This window comes from Halopseudomonas aestusnigri, from assembly GCF_002197985.1.
GTDB classification, from domain to species: domain Bacteria; phylum Pseudomonadota; class Gammaproteobacteria; order Pseudomonadales; family Pseudomonadaceae; genus Halopseudomonas; species Halopseudomonas aestusnigri.
In genome coordinates this window covers 130330-145411 of the sequence record NZ_NBYK01000006.1, presented here as the reverse complement: position 1 = coordinate 145411, position 15082 = coordinate 130330, and the positions used below count along the sequence as shown (strand labels likewise).

General features: G+C 58.9%; 15 protein-coding genes. 12 read left to right on the top strand and 3 right to left on the bottom strand.

All coding sequences use genetic code 11. The features are described from left to right. Positions 1-31 precede the first annotated feature (31 nt). From codA to codB, 3 genes are read right to left on the bottom strand one after another with little or no spacing between them, the layout of a single operon-like run. Positions 32-1288, bottom strand: a complete 1257-nt coding sequence (gene codA, locus B7O88_RS10825) for a cytosine deaminase (RefSeq protein WP_088275892.1) — start codon at positions 1286-1288, stop codon at positions 32-34. Continuing rightward, on the bottom strand, positions 1285-2040 hold the full coding sequence (locus B7O88_RS10820) for a PucR family transcriptional regulator (RefSeq protein ID WP_216359007.1): 756 nt from the start codon (positions 2038-2040) through the stop codon (positions 1285-1287). The genes codA and B7O88_RS10820 overlap by 4 nt, the downstream gene beginning before the upstream one ends. Beyond that, positions 2037-3320 carry a cytosine permease gene (gene codB / locus B7O88_RS10815; protein WP_088275891.1) on the bottom strand — a complete coding sequence of 428 codons (1284 nt, stop codon included), beginning with the start codon at positions 3318-3320 and terminating at the stop codon, positions 2037-2039. The genes B7O88_RS10820 and codB overlap by 4 nt, the downstream gene beginning before the upstream one ends. A gap of 594 nt (positions 3321-3914) precedes the next feature. Here codB and mnmG point away from each other — a divergent pair. The 12 genes from mnmG (at position 3915) to atpD (ending at position 15081) form a co-directional block, all read left to right on the top strand. After that, positions 3915-5813: a tRNA uridine-5-carboxymethylaminomethyl(34) synthesis enzyme MnmG gene (gene mnmG / locus B7O88_RS10810; RefSeq protein WP_088275890.1), complete on the top strand. Its 1899-nt coding sequence runs from the start codon at positions 3915-3917 to the stop codon at positions 5811-5813. A gap of 5 nt (positions 5814-5818) precedes the next feature. Next, positions 5819-6454, top strand: coding sequence for a 16S rRNA (guanine(527)-N(7))-methyltransferase RsmG (gene rsmG / locus B7O88_RS10805; protein ID WP_088275888.1), 636 nt, complete (start codon positions 5819-5821; stop codon positions 6452-6454). 17 nt (positions 6455-6471) lie between these two features. Further along, positions 6472-7275: a ParA family protein gene (locus tag B7O88_RS10800; RefSeq protein WP_088275887.1), complete on the top strand. Its 804-nt coding sequence runs from the start codon at positions 6472-6474 to the stop codon at positions 7273-7275. Positions 7276-7292: 17 nt separating this feature from the next. After that, entirely contained in the window at positions 7293-8153 is an 861-nt protein-coding gene (locus B7O88_RS10795) for a ParB/RepB/Spo0J family partition protein (RefSeq protein WP_088275886.1), read from the top strand. A 299-nt stretch (positions 8154-8452) separates the two neighbouring features. After that, entirely contained in the window at positions 8453-8851 is a 399-nt protein-coding gene (locus tag B7O88_RS10790) for a F0F1 ATP synthase subunit I (RefSeq protein ID WP_088275955.1), read from the top strand. 18 nt (positions 8852-8869) lie between these two features. Continuing rightward, complete coding sequence (gene atpB, locus B7O88_RS10785) at positions 8870-9745, top strand: F0F1 ATP synthase subunit A (protein ID WP_088275885.1); 876 nt, start codon at positions 8870-8872, stop codon at positions 9743-9745. A gap of 71 nt (positions 9746-9816) precedes the next feature. Beyond that, the gene (atpE, locus tag B7O88_RS10780; protein WP_088275884.1) at positions 9817-10071 is read left to right on the top strand and encodes a F0F1 ATP synthase subunit C; all 255 of its coding nucleotides are present in this window, start codon (positions 9817-9819) and stop codon (positions 10069-10071) included. A 65-nt stretch (positions 10072-10136) separates the two neighbouring features. After that, entirely contained in the window at positions 10137-10607 is a 471-nt protein-coding gene (locus tag B7O88_RS10775; protein ID WP_088275883.1) for a F0F1 ATP synthase subunit B, read from the top strand. 11 nt (positions 10608-10618) lie between these two features. Further along, a complete protein-coding gene (locus tag B7O88_RS10770; protein WP_088275882.1) occupies positions 10619-11155 on the top strand; it encodes a F0F1 ATP synthase subunit delta in 537 nt (178 codons plus the stop codon). Positions 11156-11184: 29 nt separating this feature from the next. Next, complete coding sequence (gene atpA / locus B7O88_RS10765) at positions 11185-12729, top strand: F0F1 ATP synthase subunit alpha (protein ID WP_088275880.1); 1545 nt, start codon at positions 11185-11187, stop codon at positions 12727-12729. A 76-nt stretch (positions 12730-12805) separates the two neighbouring features. Beyond that, on the top strand, positions 12806-13669 hold the full coding sequence (gene atpG, locus B7O88_RS10760) for a F0F1 ATP synthase subunit gamma (RefSeq protein ID WP_088275879.1): 864 nt from the start codon (positions 12806-12808) through the stop codon (positions 13667-13669). A gap of 35 nt (positions 13670-13704) precedes the next feature. Continuing rightward, on the top strand, positions 13705-15081 hold the full coding sequence (atpD, locus tag B7O88_RS10755) for a F0F1 ATP synthase subunit beta (RefSeq protein WP_088275878.1): 1377 nt from the start codon (positions 13705-13707) through the stop codon (positions 15079-15081). Position 15082: the final 1 nt, after the last annotated feature.

The following is a 15082-nucleotide window of genomic DNA, read 5'->3' as shown; positions in this document are numbered from 1 at the left end:
GCCGGTCACCTTAGCATAGAGGCGTGCGTTATCAGCTCCAGCCAGCCACCTCGTGGACCGGAGCGGCACGCTGCACCAGGCAGCGACCATCGCGCACCGATGCAAGAACCGGGCTCTGATTCAGCAGTACCTCATACGGCGTTGTGCCGTTGAGCACCATGCAGCGTGCGGGGTTGCCGACCGCGATGCCGTACTCGGCAAGATTGAGCGCCGCAGCGCCGTTATCGGTAACGATTTCCAGCGCGGTTTCTATCCGCTCCATACCCAGCATGTGGCAGGCATGCAGGCCGACATCCAGCGTGCGCAGCAGATTACCGTTGCCCATCGGATACCAGGGGTCACGGATCGAATCCTGACCAAAACAGACCTTGAGACCGGCATCCAGCAATTCGGGCACCCGGGTGATGCCACGGCGTTTTGGATACCCATCAAATCGGCCCTGCAGGTGCAGGTTCTCGGTCGGCAGCGCGACAAAGCGCAGGCCCGACTTGCCGAGCAGGCGGAACAGCCGGCTGCAGTAGGCGTCTTCGTAGGAGTGCATGGCACAGGTGTGGCTGGCGGTAACCCGGCTGCCGTAATCGCGACTCAGGGCCTCGGCGGCGAGCACTTCGAGGAAGCGCGACTGCGGATCGTCAATCTCGTCGCAGTGCACGTCCACCAGGCAATCATTGGCTTCGGCCAGATCCATCAGCAGCTTGACCGACTCCACGCCGTAATCGCGAGTGAACTCAAAATGCGGGATACCGCCAATCACATCGGCACCCACCGTCACCGCGTCACTCATTAGCTCCTTACCGCCCGGGAAGGACAGAATGCCCTCCTGCGGGAAGGCAACAATCTGCAGATCAACAAGTTCCCGCACTCGGTCACGTACTTCAACCATCGCCCGCAGCGCGGTCAGCTGCGGATCGGTGACATCAACGTGGGTACGCACGTACTGAATGCCGTGGGCGGCAAACAGCTTCAGCGTCTGCTCGGCACGGCTGATGACGTCGTCGCGGCTGAGCATCGCCTTGCGCTCGCCCCAGCACTCGATACCTTCGAACAGGGTACCGCTCTGGTTCCAGCGCGGCTGGCCGGCGGTGAGCGCAGCATCCAGGTGAATGTGCGGCTCGACAAAGGGCGGCAGCAGCAGGTTGCCGCCGGCATCGAGTTCATCGGCGGCAGCGACCACATCCGCGCTCTGGGGCTCGATCCGGCTGAACCGCCCTGCGCTGATCTCGACCCGATACAGGCCGGTTTCACCAGGCAGGCGAGCATTAACGATGGCAGACAGGGTCTGGGTCATGGGGTATCTCCACATTCGGGTGTCATAGTGGGCTCGTGCATCAGCAGATGAGCCAGAATCAGGTTGTAGATGTCTGTCGGCTTGGCCGGGTCCAGCCCGGTCTCACGGAACAGACGATCGAGGCGGTTGCGCACCGAGTTGCGATGGCTGCCCAGTGCAGCGGCCGCCGCGCTGATATTGCCGCCATGTCGCAGCCAGGCATCGATAGTCGGCGCCAGGTGCTGTAGCAAGGTCTGATGTTCGGCAAACCAGGGGGCGACGAAGTCGGCGCGCGCGCCCGCATCGCCAATGCGTAGCTGCAGCTTCTCCAGCAAACTGCCCGCTCGGCTTTCAGCATCCCGCCAGGCCAGCTGTTCACGTTGCACAATGGCCCGTCCGATGACCTCGGTCACCGTCACCATCGGCAGCGAATACGGCTGCTCAAGCAATGGCAACTGCTGCTGATCTGCCAACTTCAGAAGGGCCGCAGGCAAGCGACCGATGTAGGCATCACCGGTCAGAATCACCAGGCCGGCAACCTTGGCCGCCACCCCCTCGTAAAGCAGCTCAAACAGGTTATCGACGCTGTGGTGGCGACCAATGCCGGTGATGAACACCAGCTCTCCACCCTTGATCCACGGCGTAAAGGAACGGTTTTCCGCGACATACGGCCAGCGGACAACACGCTGCGCACCGGCGTGACCGGCACGCAGACGAATAGCCCCAAGCCCGGGTAACAACGGGACATCCTCGGTGCGCAGCAATGGACTCACAGGTTGCTCATCAGCGCCGCGCGGCGCTCCTTGACCGCACTGACCAGCAGGGCCAACAAGGCGTAGGACGCGGCAGCGACCAGTACGCCAACCACCGGCGCAATCCAGTTGGAGGTATAGGCCACCAGCGAACCCAGTGCGTAGGCTATCAGACCGATCACATTGAACGCGGGCAGGGCAGTGGAACCCAGATCAGCGTAGCGGCCGCGCCAGGTCACAAAATAGTTGGCCATGATCACGCCACCGACCGGCGGGATAAAGGTGCCGAGCAGAATCAGGAACGGGATCAGCCACTCATACATACCCAGTACCGCCAGCAGCGTGCCAATTGCCGCGCCGATCACGGTGATGGTCCGGCGACGCTCGGTGCGCAGCAGGTTGCAGCCGGCCACGGCAAAGTTGTAGACGGTGTTGTCCTGGGTGGTCCAGAGATTGAGGAACAGCATCAGCACGCCCAGCGTCGCCAGCCCTTGTGCCACCAGAATGTCGACGATGTCGGCCTGTTGATAGACCAGCGCGCCGAAGGCGCCCACCAGCGTCATCAGCCCGTTACCGATAAAGAACGCCGCCAGGGTCGCGATGACGGCTGCCTTGCCGGACTTGGCAAAACGGGTCCAGTTGGTGGCCTGGGTACCGCCACTGACAAAGGTCCCGAACACCATGGTGATGGCTGCAGCCACACTGAGCTCCGCACTGGGTGCGATGGCGCTCAGACCGGACAGGCCACCGGCGTCTTTGGTGGCGATCCCGAGGCTCACCGCGATCAGAATCAGCATCGCAGGTACGGCAAAGCGTGACAGCAGATCCAGACCTCGGTAGCCAACGAAGGCACTGATACAAAAACCGAACCCGAACACCACCATCAGCGGCAGCGTCAGGCTATCGGGCAGGCCGGTCATTTTCACCAACAACAGCGCCATGGTTGCCGTACCCCAGGCGTACCAGCCGATCTGGGTAAAGCCGAGAATGAAGTCGGACAGCTTGCTGCCGATCTCACCGAAGGCGTAGCGGCTCATCAACGCCGTATTCAGCCCCGAGCGCGCGGCAATATAGCCCAGAATGGCTGCATAGGCGCCGAGCAGCAGGTTGCCAATTAACAGAACCCACAGAGTCGTAGAAAAATCAAAGGCAGCGCCAACACTGCCACCTGCCCACATGGTGGCACTGAAGAAGGTAAAGCCCAGCAGCACAAAACTCATCGACCACATGCTCTTGCGGGCGGTTTCCGGTACCGGACTCAACGGGTAATCGGGGTCCGTGGTGCGCTCTGACTGGTTCATCCTGGTATCTCCGCTTTGCTGAAAAAGGACGTCTGCGTGCATGCAGACGTACATCACCGGTGATTTAGCAACCGCTGTGCCAGTCCATGGATTTCCCGGTGAAGAGCGAGCATCGATGCGCAAATGCATGTGCAATCTGCACAGCATAGCGATAAGCATGCACCCGAACAGCGCGGTAAAAGTGAAAAAACGGCGTATAAGGTCTGTGGAAAACCCGGCCCCAACCCGGTCGATAACCCTGGGGACAGCCTGAGGTGAAATCCCCCTGTGGATAAACACCTCAGTTACCCACAGGCAACGCACCGCTTGCACCCCCATCCAACGACCGCTTTCACACAACCTTTTGAGTTGTGCAAGATTCTGATCTATAAGGATTTATATGAGTTATTCACAGAAAAGTGGCTACGTATATACATTAACTAATTCAAGGTTTATATAAATCTTTCTTTTCTTATCTATATCTATCTGGACGTTTTTCCACACTCGGCCCGTTGTACAAAAAGTGTTCAGCCAAAGCTGCAATTTTTTCCCCTTGGGCCTATAATCAGCCCCTTTTTTCCGCGTCAGGCACAGGCCTGACAATCGAGGTGACAGGTGGATTTCCCCAGCCGTTTTGACGTCATAGTGGTAGGCGGTGGCCATGCCGGTACCGAAGCTGCACTCGCTGCTGCCCGTATGGGGGTGAAAACCCTGCTGCTCAGCCATAACGTCGAAACCCTCGGTCAGATGAGCTGCAACCCGGCGATTGGCGGGATCGGCAAGAGCCATCTGGTCAAGGAGATCGATGCGCTGGGTGGTGCGATGGCACTGGCTACCGACAAGGCCGGTATCCAGTTTCGTGTTCTGAACAGCCGCAAAGGCCCAGCCGTGCGTGCCACCCGTGCCCAGGCTGACCGAGTGCTGTACAAGGCAGCCATCCGTCATACCCTGGAGAATCAGGAAAACCTGTGGATCTTCCAGCAGGCCTGCGATGACCTTATTGTCGAAAACCAGCAGGTTCGTGGCGTGGTTACCCAGATGGGTCTGCGTTTTCTGGCTGACAACGTGGTGCTGACCACCGGCACCTTCCTCGGTGGCCTGATTCACATCGGTCTGGACAACTACTCCGGCGGTCGCGCGGGCGATCCGCCCGCCATCGCACTCGCGCAGCGCCTGCGTGAACTGCCGCTGCGGGTGGATCGGCTGAAAACCGGCACCCCGCCGCGCATCGACGGTCGCAGTGTCGATTTCAGCCAGATGACGCCACAGCCAGGTGATACGCCGATTCCGGTCATGTCGTTCATGGGCAATGCAGCAATGCATCCGGAGCAGGTCAACTGCTGGATTACCCATACCAACGAGCGCACCCACGACATCATCCGCGAGAACCTGGATCGCTCGCCGATGTACACCGGGGTCATCGAAGGCATTGGCCCGCGTTACTGCCCGTCGATCGAAGACAAGATCCATCGCTTTGCCGACAAGGATCAGCACCAGGTATTCATCGAGCCGGAAGGCCTGACTACCCACGAGCTGTATCCGAACGGCATCTCGACCTCGTTGCCGTTTGATGTGCAGCTGCAGATTGTCCGTTCGATCAAGGGTATGGAGAACGCGCACATCCTGCGCCCCGGTTACGCCATCGAGTACGATTACTTCAATCCGCAGGACCTGAAGTACTCGCTGGAAACCAAGGTCATCGACGGTCTGTTCTTCGCCGGTCAGATCAACGGCACCACCGGTTACGAAGAAGCCGGTGCTCAGGGTTTGCTGGCAGGTCTCAACGCCGCACTGCGTGCACAGGAGCGCGACGCCTGGTGCCCGCGCCGTGACGAGGCTTACATCGGCGTGCTGGTCGATGACCTGATCACCATGGGCACCCGCGAGCCGTACCGCATGTTTACTTCCCGTGCCGAGTACCGTCTGGTACTGCGTGAAGATAACGCCGACCTGCGCCTGACCGAAAAGGGCCGCGAGCTGGGTCTGGTCGATGATGAGCGCTGGGCGGTCTTCAACGCCAAGCGTGAAGCCATCGAACAGGAAACCCAGCGTCTGCGCAGCACCTGGATGCAGCCGAACAGCGAGCAGGGCAAGGCCTATAGTGCGCAGTACGGTACGCCGCTGACCCACGAATACAGCCTGCTGGATCTGCTGCGCCGCCCGGAAGTGGATTACACCGCACTGGTCGAACTGACCGGTGCCACTGATATTCCGGTCGATGCCGCCGAGCAGGTCGAGATTCAGGCCAAGTACGCCGGGTATATCGAGCGTCAGCAGGAAGAAATCGAGCGCCTGCGTCAGCATGAGCAGACTCGCCTGCCGCAAGACCTGGATTACGCCAGCCTGAACGGGCTGTCGAATGAAATTCGCGCCAAGCTGGCCGATGTGCGCCCGCAGACCCTGGGGCAGGCCTCACGTATCCCCGGCGTAACGCCGGCCGCGGTCAGTCTGCTGCTGATCCATCTGAAAAAACGCAACGCCCTCGGCGATAGCTCGCTGGCCCGGGAGGCGTAAGCGCAATGAGTCAACATGCAGTAGAACTGGCGCAGGGCGCCAGGCAGTTGGGTGTCGCCCTGAGCGAGCAGCAACAGCAAAGCCTGCTGGGCTACATGGCCCTGCTGAACAAGTGGAACAAGGCGTACAACCTGACCGCCGTGCGTGATCCGAACGAAATGGTCAGCCGCCATTTGCTCGACAGCCTGAGCATCGTGCCGTTCATCGAGGGTCAGCGCTGGCTGGATGTTGGCAGTGGTGGCGGTATGCCCGGGGTGATGCTGGCCATCATGTTTCCCGAGCGTGAGTTCACCCTGCTCGACAGCAATGGCAAGAAGACCCGGTTTCTCACTCAGGTAAAAAACGAGCTGGGGCTAGGCAACCTGCAGGTGGTCAACAGCCGGGTCGAGGCGTTCGAGCCAGGCCAGCCGTTTGATGGTATTACCTCGCGCGCGTTTGCCTCGCTGGCCGACTTTACCCAGCTGACCCGTCACCTGGGTACTGAACAAACCCGCTGGCTGGCGATGAAGGGCGTTTACCCCGACGAAGAGCTGGCTGCGTTGCCGGTCGACTTTAAGCTTGAGAGCAGTGCACAATTACAGGTTCCCGGTTGCGTTGGCAGCCGCCATCTGTTGATACTGCGACGGATGGATCAGGGCTGATATCAAGGGGGCTGAACGTGGGCAAGGTGCTGGCAATTGCCAACCAGAAGGGCGGTGTGGGAAAGACCACCACCACGATCAATCTCGCCGCCTCGCTGGCTGCGACCAAACGCAAGGTGCTGCTGATCGATCTTGATCCTCAGGGCAATGCGACCATGGGCAGCGGTGTCGACAAGGCCAATCTGGATAACTCGGTCTACGAATTGCTGACCGGTCAATGCGAGTTTGCCGATGCGGTTTGTCGTTCGGAGCACGGTGGCTATGACCTGCTGCCGGCCAACGGCGACCTGACTGCTGCCGAAGTCGAGCTGATCAACACCAAGATGAAGGAAAGCCGGCTGCGTTATGCGCTGGTCAACGCCCGCGATCACTACGACTTCATCCTGATCGACTGCCCGCCATCGCTGAACATGCTGACCGTCAACGGACTGGTTGCCGCCGATGGCGTGGTCATTCCGATGCAGTGCGAATACTACGCGCTGGAAGGATTGTCGGCGCTGGTCAATACCATCAGCCGGATCAGCTCGGTGCTTAACCCGAACCTGCAGATCGAGGGCCTGTTGCGGACCATGTACGATCCGCGCAACAGCCTGACGCTGGATGTGTCGGCCCAGCTCAGTGCGCATTTTGGCGACAAGCTGTATCAGACTGTGATTCCGCGTAACGTGCGACTGGCCGAAGCGCCCAGTTTCGGCATGCCGGCACTGGCCTACGACAAGCAGTCCCGTGGCGCCGTCGCCTATCTGGCACTGGCCGGCGAGGTGGTACGCCGCAGCAAGCAGGCAGCCAAGGCGGCTGCCGTTACCGATTTGAACGATTGACTACAAGGACATCAGGCATGGCGGGCAAGAAACGCGGCTTGGGACGGGGACTGGACGCATTGCTGGGTGCCAGTGTTGCGCCGACAGCGGACGGCGAAAGCCAGGATCAGATTCTCAAGGAGCTGCCGGTCGACCTGGTGCAGCGTGGCAAGTATCAGCCACGCCGTGACATGGACCCGCAGGCACTCGAAGAGCTTGCCGGATCCATTCGCGCCCAGGGCGTGATGCAGCCGATTGTCGTTCGGCCTATCGGCGAGGGGCGGTACGAGATCATCGCCGGCGAACGTCGCTGGCGCGCGAGTCAACTGGCCGGCCTGGACAGCATCCCGGCGGTGATCCGCGAAGTACCGGATGAAGCCGCCATCGCCATGGCGCTGATCGAGAACATCCAGCGCGAAGACCTCAACCCGATCGAGGAAGCCATCGCCCTGCAGCGCCTGCAGCAGGAATTCGAACTGACCCAGCAGCAGGTCGCTGACGCGGTTGGCAAATCGCGGGTGAGTATTACCAACCTGTTGCGCCTGATGAGCCTGCCCGAAGACGTCAAGCTGATGCTTGAGCGCGGCGACCTGGAAATGGGCCATGCCCGTGCCTTGCTTGGTCTGCCGGCCGAGCAGCAAACGGTGGCTGCCCGTCAGGTGGTGGCCAAGGGGTTGACCGTTCGTCAGACCGAAGCGCTGGTTCGCCAGTGGCTCAGCCCGCGCCGGGATGCGACACAACAGCGCACCAACCCGGATATCGAGCGTCTGCAGCAGGACCTCGGCGAGCGCTTGGGGGCAGATGTGAAGCTGCAGCATGGTGCCCGTGGCAAGGGACGTCTGGTGATCAGCTACAGCTCGCTTGACGAGCTCGATGGCATTCTCGAACACATCCGCTAAGCTCTTTTGAGCGCAAAGCCAGCGTCATTGCTGGCGTTGCGGCGGTCGTCAATTATTACAAAAGATGACTGCAGCGCGTCGCTGAATCGATTCAAACCACAACATGTAGTGCCTGGCTCCGGCGCATAACCAAACGCGCCGGCAGTGCCGCGCAGATCAGGCAGCATGCGCCTTAGCGGCGTGTAGTACGGGACCGGTTTGGTTGCCTCTGCGGGGTCGAACACATATAATCACGGCGCTTTGAGGGCAGCCCGGCAATTTATTCACGCATGCACCACCCGCAGGGGTACCGAGTACTGATGACGACTGTGAAGACCAATGCCATTCGTCGTCCCCCGCTGATCAAGTGGTTCGCGTTCCAGGCTGTCGTCGTGTTTTTGATGGGGGCGCTTTTCTGGATTAAAAGCCCTGTGGCGGCGTATTCCGCCCTGGCAGGAGGCTTCATCTTCCTCCTGCCCAATGTGTATTTCGCGATCAAGGCGTTCCGTTACACCGGTGCGCGGGCTGCGAAGCAGATCATGGGTTCTTTTTACAAGGGTGAGGCCGGCAAGCTCATCCTTTGCGCTGTCCTCTTTGCGATAGCGTTCAAAAGTATTAAGCCGATAGACGAATCGGCACTGTTTCTTACATTTGCGATCATGCTGGTCACGAACTGGCTAACACCTGCAGTAATGGGTGGAAAAACGCAGCATAGCTAAAGGACCTGAGAGAACGTTATGGCAGGCGCTACCGCATCAGATTACATCAAGCACCACCTTCAGAACCTGACCTACGGGAAACTCCCGGCCGGTTACGAACGTACCGATGGTACCGTTCTGACCCAGGACACCTGGACCATGGCTCATGGCGCTCAGGAAGCGTCCGACATGGGCTTCATGGCTATTCACGTTGATACCATGGGCTGGTCCATTTTCCTCGGTGCGCTGTTCCTGTTCCTGTTCCGCATGGCGGCCAAGAAGGCCACGTCCGGCGTCCCCGGTGGCCTGCAGAACTTCGTTGAGCTGATGGTCGAGTTCGTTGATCAGAGCGTCAAGGAAACCTTCCACGGCCGCAACAAGGTCATTGCACCGCTGGCGCTGACCATCTTCTGCTGGGTCTTCCTGATGAACTTCATGGACCTGATCCCCGTCGACTTCCTGCCGCAACTGTTCCACATGGCCGGCGTCGAATACATGAAGGTCGTCCCGACCACCGACGTCAACGCTACCCTGGGCATGTCCCTGTCGGTATTCGCGCTGATCATCTTCTACAGTGTCAAGGTCAAGGGTGTTGGTGGCTTCCTCGGTGAGCTGACCCTGCATCCCTTCTCCTCCAGCAACATCTTCCTGAAGATCCTGCTGATTCCGGTCAACCTGCTGCTCGAAGGCGTCAGCCTGCTGGCCAAGCCGGTCTCTCTCGCCCTGCGTCTGTTCGGTAACCTGTACGCCGGCGAGCTGATCTTCATCCTGATCGCTCTGCTGCCCTTCTGGGCTCAGTGGGCTCTGTCCGTGCCGTGGGCTATCTTCCACATTCTGATCATCACGCTGCAGGCATTCATCTTCATGATGCTGACCATCGTGTACCTCAGCATGGCGCACGAAGACAGTCACTGATTCAGGCGATAACGATTTAGTTCTACCCGAAAACCCATAACTTGCAATTAACTGAAAACTGGGAGCTTTAAATGGAAACTGTAGTTGGAATGACCGCGATTGCCGTAGCACTGCTGATTGGCCTGGGCGCACTGGGTACCGCTATCGGCTTTGGTATCCTGGGTGGCAAATTCCTGGAAGGCGCTGCGCGTCAGCCGGAAATGATCCCCGCTCTGCAGGTTAAAATGTTCATCGTCGCCGGTCTGCTCGACGCCGTAACCATGATCGGTGTTGGTATCGCTCTGTTCTTCACCTTTGCCAACCCCTTCCTTGCCCAAGTTGCGTAATGCAGTCGCCGGCAACGGCGACTTCAACTTGAAGGTAATGAATACGACAGGCAAGAGGTGAAGACGTGAACATCAATTTGACGATAGCCGGTCAAGCGATCGCGTTCTTCATCTTCGTGGTGTTCTGCATGAAGTATGTATGGCCTCCGGTCATTGCTGCTCTGCAGGAGCGCCAGAAGAAGATCGCAGACGGCCTTGCAGCCTCTGATCGCGCCGCCAAGGACCTGGAACTGACTCAAGAAAAGTCGGCCCAGGAACTGCGTCAGGCCAAAGAGCAGGCAGCAGCTCTGATTGAGCAAGCTAACAAGCGCGCCAACCAGATTGTTGAAGCCTCCAAAGAGGATGCTCGCAAGGAAGGTGAGAAGATCCTGGCTCAGGCCCAGGCGGAAATCGAACAGCAGCGCATCAAGGCCAGAGACGCTCTGCGTGCCGAGATTGCTGCCATCGCAGTCGCCGGCGCCGAGAAGATTCTGGAAACTTCTGTCGACGCTGACAAGCACGGTGACATGCTGAACAAGCTGGTAGCCGAACTCTAAGCGAGGTCATCATGGCAGAACTGATTACGCTGGCCCGCCCCTACGCCAAAGCGGCATTTGAGCGGGCAAAAGCCCAACAGGCCCTGGCCGAATGGGCCGAGATGCTGAACGCTGCTGGCCAGGTGGCCGCAGACGAGGCAACTCGCCAGCTGCTGACCGATCCGGGTCTGGCGGAACAGAAGAAAGCCGACGTCATCCTCGACTGCACCGGGAAATCGGTGAGCGAAGAGCAACGCAACTTTCTGACGATCCTCGCCGATAATCGCAGGCTTGCCCTGCTTCCCGAGATCGCGACGCTATTTAACAGCTTCCGAGCTGATCTTGAGCGTACCATCGACATCAATGTCTGCTCGGCTTTCGAGCTGACTGCAGAGCAGCAGCAGAAGCTGTCCGAGGCGCTGTCCCGCAAGCTCGATCGCAATGTGCAGATCGAAGCGGCTGTGGACAAGTCACTGATTGGTGGACTGGTTGTTCGCACCGGCGACTTGGTCATCGACGCCTCCGTGCGCGGAAAACTGACCAAACTGGCCGAGTCGTTGGGCTCCTGATTTCAGCATAAGGTTTTGAGGATAAAGGCATGCAACAACTGAATCCATCAGAGATCAGTGACATCATCAAGAAGCGGATCGAGCAGCTCGATATCGCTTCTCAGGCACGTAACGAAGGTACGATTCTTTCCGTATCTGACGGTATTGTGCGGATTCACGGTCTCGCCGATGTAATGTACGGGGAAATGCTCGAGTTTCCCGAAGGCGTATTTGGTATGGCACTCAACCTGGAGCAGGACTCCGTTGGTGCTGTAATTCTGGGTGACTACCTGGGTCTGGCCGAAGGCATGACCGTCAAGTGCACCGGCCGCATCCTGGAAGTACCGGTTGGTCCGGAACTGCTGGGTCGCGTAGTCAACGCACTGGGCCACCCGATCGATGGCAAGGGCGACATCAACGCCAAGCACACCGACGCGGTTGAAAAGGTTGCTCCTGGCGTTATCTGGCGTAAGTCGGTCGACCAGCCCATCCAGACTGGCTACAAGGCCGTCGACGCGATGGTTCCGGTAGGTCGCGGTCAGCGTGAGCTGATCATCGGTGACCGTCAGACCGGTAAGACCGCTATGGCGATCGATGCGATCATCAACCAGAAAGGTTCTGGCGTTAAGTGTATCTACGTGGCAGTAGGTCAGAAGCAGTCGACCATCGCCAACGTGGTACGCAAGCTGGAAGAGCACGATGCAATGGCTCACACCGTCATCGTCGCCGCTTCCGCTTCCGACCCGGCTGCCCTGCAGTTCCTGGCGCCCTACGCCGGCTGCACCATGGGTGAATACTTCCGCGACCGCGGCGAAGACGCTCTGATCATCTATGATGACCTGTCCAAGCAAGCTGTTGCCTACCGTCAGATCTCCCTGCTGCTGCGTCGTCCTCCGGGACGTGAAGCCTATCCTGGCGACGTGTTCTATCTCCACAGCCGTCTGCTGGAGCGCGCTTCCCGTGTTTCCGAAGAGTACGTCGAGAAGTTCACCAACGGTGCCGTAACTGGCAAGACTGGCTCGCTGACCGCTCTGCCGATCATCGAAACCCAGGCTGGTGACGTTTCTGCGTTCGTACCGACCAACGTGATCTCCATCACCGACGGTCAGATCTTCCTGGAATCCAACCTGTTCAACTCGGGTATCCGTCCGGCCGTTAACGCCGGTGTATCGGTATCCCGTGTAGGTGGCGCGGCTCAGACCAAGATCATCAAGAAACTCTCTGGTGGTATCCGTACCGCTCTGGCTCAGTATCGTGAACTGGCAGCATTCGCCCAGTTTGCATCTGACCTGGACGAAGCCACCCGCAAGCAGCTGGAGCATGGTCAGCGCGTTACCGAGCTGATGAAGCAGGACCAGTATGCTCCGATGTCCGTCGCCGAGATGGGTGTCAGCCTGTTTGCTGCCGAGAAAGGCTTCCTGACCGATGTCGAGCAGAACAAGGTCGGTGCTTTCGAGAAAGCCATGATCGCCTACTTCAAGTCCGAGCACGCAGACCTGCTTGCCAAGATCAACGAGAAGGGCGATTACAACGACGAGATCGAAGCTGCCATCAAGGCCGGCATCGAGAAGTTCAAGGCAACCCAGAGCTGGTAAGCCGACAGCGGGGCGCAGCATGAGCTGAGCCCCGCATCGTGCGACCCGGCCAAGGGCAAACCTGAAAGGGTGTGACATGGCAGGCGCAAAAGAGATTCGCGGTAAGATCGCGAGTATTAAAAGTACGCAGAAGATCACCAGCGCCATGGAAAAGGTGGCGGTCAGCAAGATGCGCAGAGCACAACAGCGCATGGCTGCAAGCCGTCCCTACGCTGAGCGTATCCAGCAGGTGATTGGTCATCTGGCCAACGCCAACCCCGAGTATCGCCATCCGTTCATGCAAGAGCGTGAAGTCAAGCGGGTGGGTTACATCGTGGTCAGCTCGGATCGTGGTCTCTGCGGTGGTCTGAACACTAACCTGTTCAAGGCCCTGGTCAACAGCATGAAAGAGTGGCGTGACCGCAACGTTGAAACCGAGCTCTGTGTGATCGGTAGCAAGGGCGCTTCCTTCTTTCGCAGCTACGGCGGAAACGTTGTCGCAGCGATCAGCAACCTGGGCGAACAGCCTGCGTTGAACGATCTGATCGGTAGCGTCAAGGTGATGCTGGATGGCTACAACGAAGGTCGCATCGACCGTCTGTACCTGGTCAGCAACGGCTTCGTCAACACGATGGTTCAGCAGCCCAAGGTGGATCAGATGATCCCGCTGGTCGCTTCCGAAGAGGAAGGCGCGCAGAAAGGCAGCTGGGACTACCTGTACGAGCCCGACGCACGGCAGCTGCTGGATGGACTGCTGGTTCGTTACATCGAGTCCCAGGTCTATCAGGCGGTGGTCGAGAACAATGCCTGTGAGCAGGCTGCACGGATGATCGCGATGAAGAACGCGACTGACAACGCTGGTGACCTTATCAGCAACCTGCAGCTTATCTACAACAAGGCTCGTCAGGCAGCGATCACTCAGGAAATTTCGGAAATCGTCGGCGGCGCCGCCGCGGTTTAACGGTAACGGTTTCAACCATTTAGAGGAACCAACAAATGAGTAGCGGACGTATCGTTCAAATCATCGGCGCCGTCATCGACGTGGAATTCCCGCGCGAAGACGTGCCGAAGGTGTATGACGCGCTGCAAGTAACCGACAAGGGCCTGACCCTTGAAGTTCAGCAGCAGCTGGGTGATGGCATTGTACGTACCATCGCCATGGGTACCACTGAAGGTGTCAAGCGCGGTCTGACCGTTGCCAACACCGGTGCCAACATCTCCGTACCGGTCGGGGTCAAGACCCTGGGCCGCATCATGGACGTACTGGGCAACCCGATCGACGAAGCTGGTCCGATCGGTGAAGAAGAGCGTTGGGGTATTCACCGCGCTGCTCCCAGCTACGACGAGCAAGCTGGCTCCAACGAGCTGCTGGAAACCGGCATCAAGGTTATCGACCTGGTTTGCCCGTTTGCCAAGGGCGGTAAGGTTGGTCTGTTCGGTGGCGCCGGTGTCGGCAAGACCGTAAACATGATGGAGCTGATCCGTAACATCGCGATCGAGCACAGCGGTTACTCTGTATTCGCCGGTGTGGGTGAGCGTACTCGTGAAGGTAACGACTTCTATCACGAGATGAAGGACTCCAACGTACTGGACAAGGTAGCCCTGGTATACGGCCAGATGAACGAGCCGCCGGGTAACCGTCTGCGCGTTGCACTGACCGGTCTGACCATGGCCGAGAAGTTCCGTGATGAGGGTCGTGACGTTCTGCTGTTCATCGACAACATCTACCGTTACACCCTGGCCGGTACCGAAGTATCCGCTCTGCTGGGTCGTATGCCGTCCGCGGTAGGTTACCAGCCGACTCTGGCTGAAGAGATGGGCGTTCTGCAGGAGCGTATTACCTCCACCAAGACCGGTTCCATTACCTCCATTCAGGCCGTATACGTTCCCGCGGACGACCTGACTGACCCGTCTCCGGCAACGACCTTCGCGCACCTTGACGCGACCGTCGTACTGTCCCGTGACATCGCGTCTCTGGGTATCTACCCGGCCGTTGACCCGCTGGATTCCACCTCCCGTCAGCTGGATCCGCTGGTAATCGGTCAGGAACACTACGACGTTGCTCGTGGCGTTCAGTATGTTCTGCAGCGCTACAAGGAGCTGAAGGACATCATCGCGATTCTCGGCATGGACGAGCTGTCTGAAGAAGACAAGCAACTGGTAGCGCGCGCTCGTAAGATCCAGCGCTTCCTGTCCCAGCCGTTCTTCGTTGCTGAAGTATTTACCGGTGCGCCCGGCAAGTACGTTCCGCTGAAAGAGACGATCCGTGCATTCGGTGGCATCCTCAAAGGCGAATTCGATCACCTGCCCGAGCAGGCCTTCTACATGGTTGGTACCATCGACGAAGCGATCGAGAAAGCGAAGAAACTGTAAT

Excerpts from the sequence above, each read along its gene's own strand:
- codA (WP_088275892.1), bottom strand. The coding sequence starts at position 1,288 with ATGACCCAGACCCTGTCTGCCATCGTTAATGCTCGCCTGCCTGGTGAA.
- atpA (WP_088275880.1), top strand. The coding sequence starts at position 11,185 with ATGCAACAACTGAATCCATCAGAGATCAGTGACATCATCAAGAAGCGG.
- rsmG (WP_088275888.1), top strand. The coding sequence starts at position 5,819 with ATGAGTCAACATGCAGTAGAACTGGCGCAGGGCGCCAGGCAGTTGGGT.
- atpD (WP_088275878.1), top strand. The coding sequence starts at position 13,705 with ATGAGTAGCGGACGTATCGTTCAAATCATCGGCGCCGTCATCGACGTG.
- B7O88_RS10795 (WP_088275886.1), top strand. The coding sequence starts at position 7,293 with ATGGCGGGCAAGAAACGCGGCTTGGGACGGGGACTGGACGCATTGCTG.
- atpB (WP_088275885.1), top strand. The coding sequence starts at position 8,870 with ATGGCAGGCGCTACCGCATCAGATTACATCAAGCACCACCTTCAGAAC.
- atpG (WP_088275879.1), top strand. The coding sequence starts at position 12,806 with ATGGCAGGCGCAAAAGAGATTCGCGGTAAGATCGCGAGTATTAAAAGT.
- B7O88_RS10770 (WP_088275882.1), top strand. The coding sequence starts at position 10,619 with ATGGCAGAACTGATTACGCTGGCCCGCCCCTACGCCAAAGCGGCATTT.
- B7O88_RS10790 (WP_088275955.1), top strand. The coding sequence starts at position 8,453 with ATGACGACTGTGAAGACCAATGCCATTCGTCGTCCCCCGCTGATCAAG.
- codB (WP_088275891.1), bottom strand. The coding sequence starts at position 3,320 with ATGAACCAGTCAGAGCGCACCACGGACCCCGATTACCCGTTGAGTCCG.
- atpE (WP_088275884.1), top strand. The coding sequence starts at position 9,817 with ATGGAAACTGTAGTTGGAATGACCGCGATTGCCGTAGCACTGCTGATT.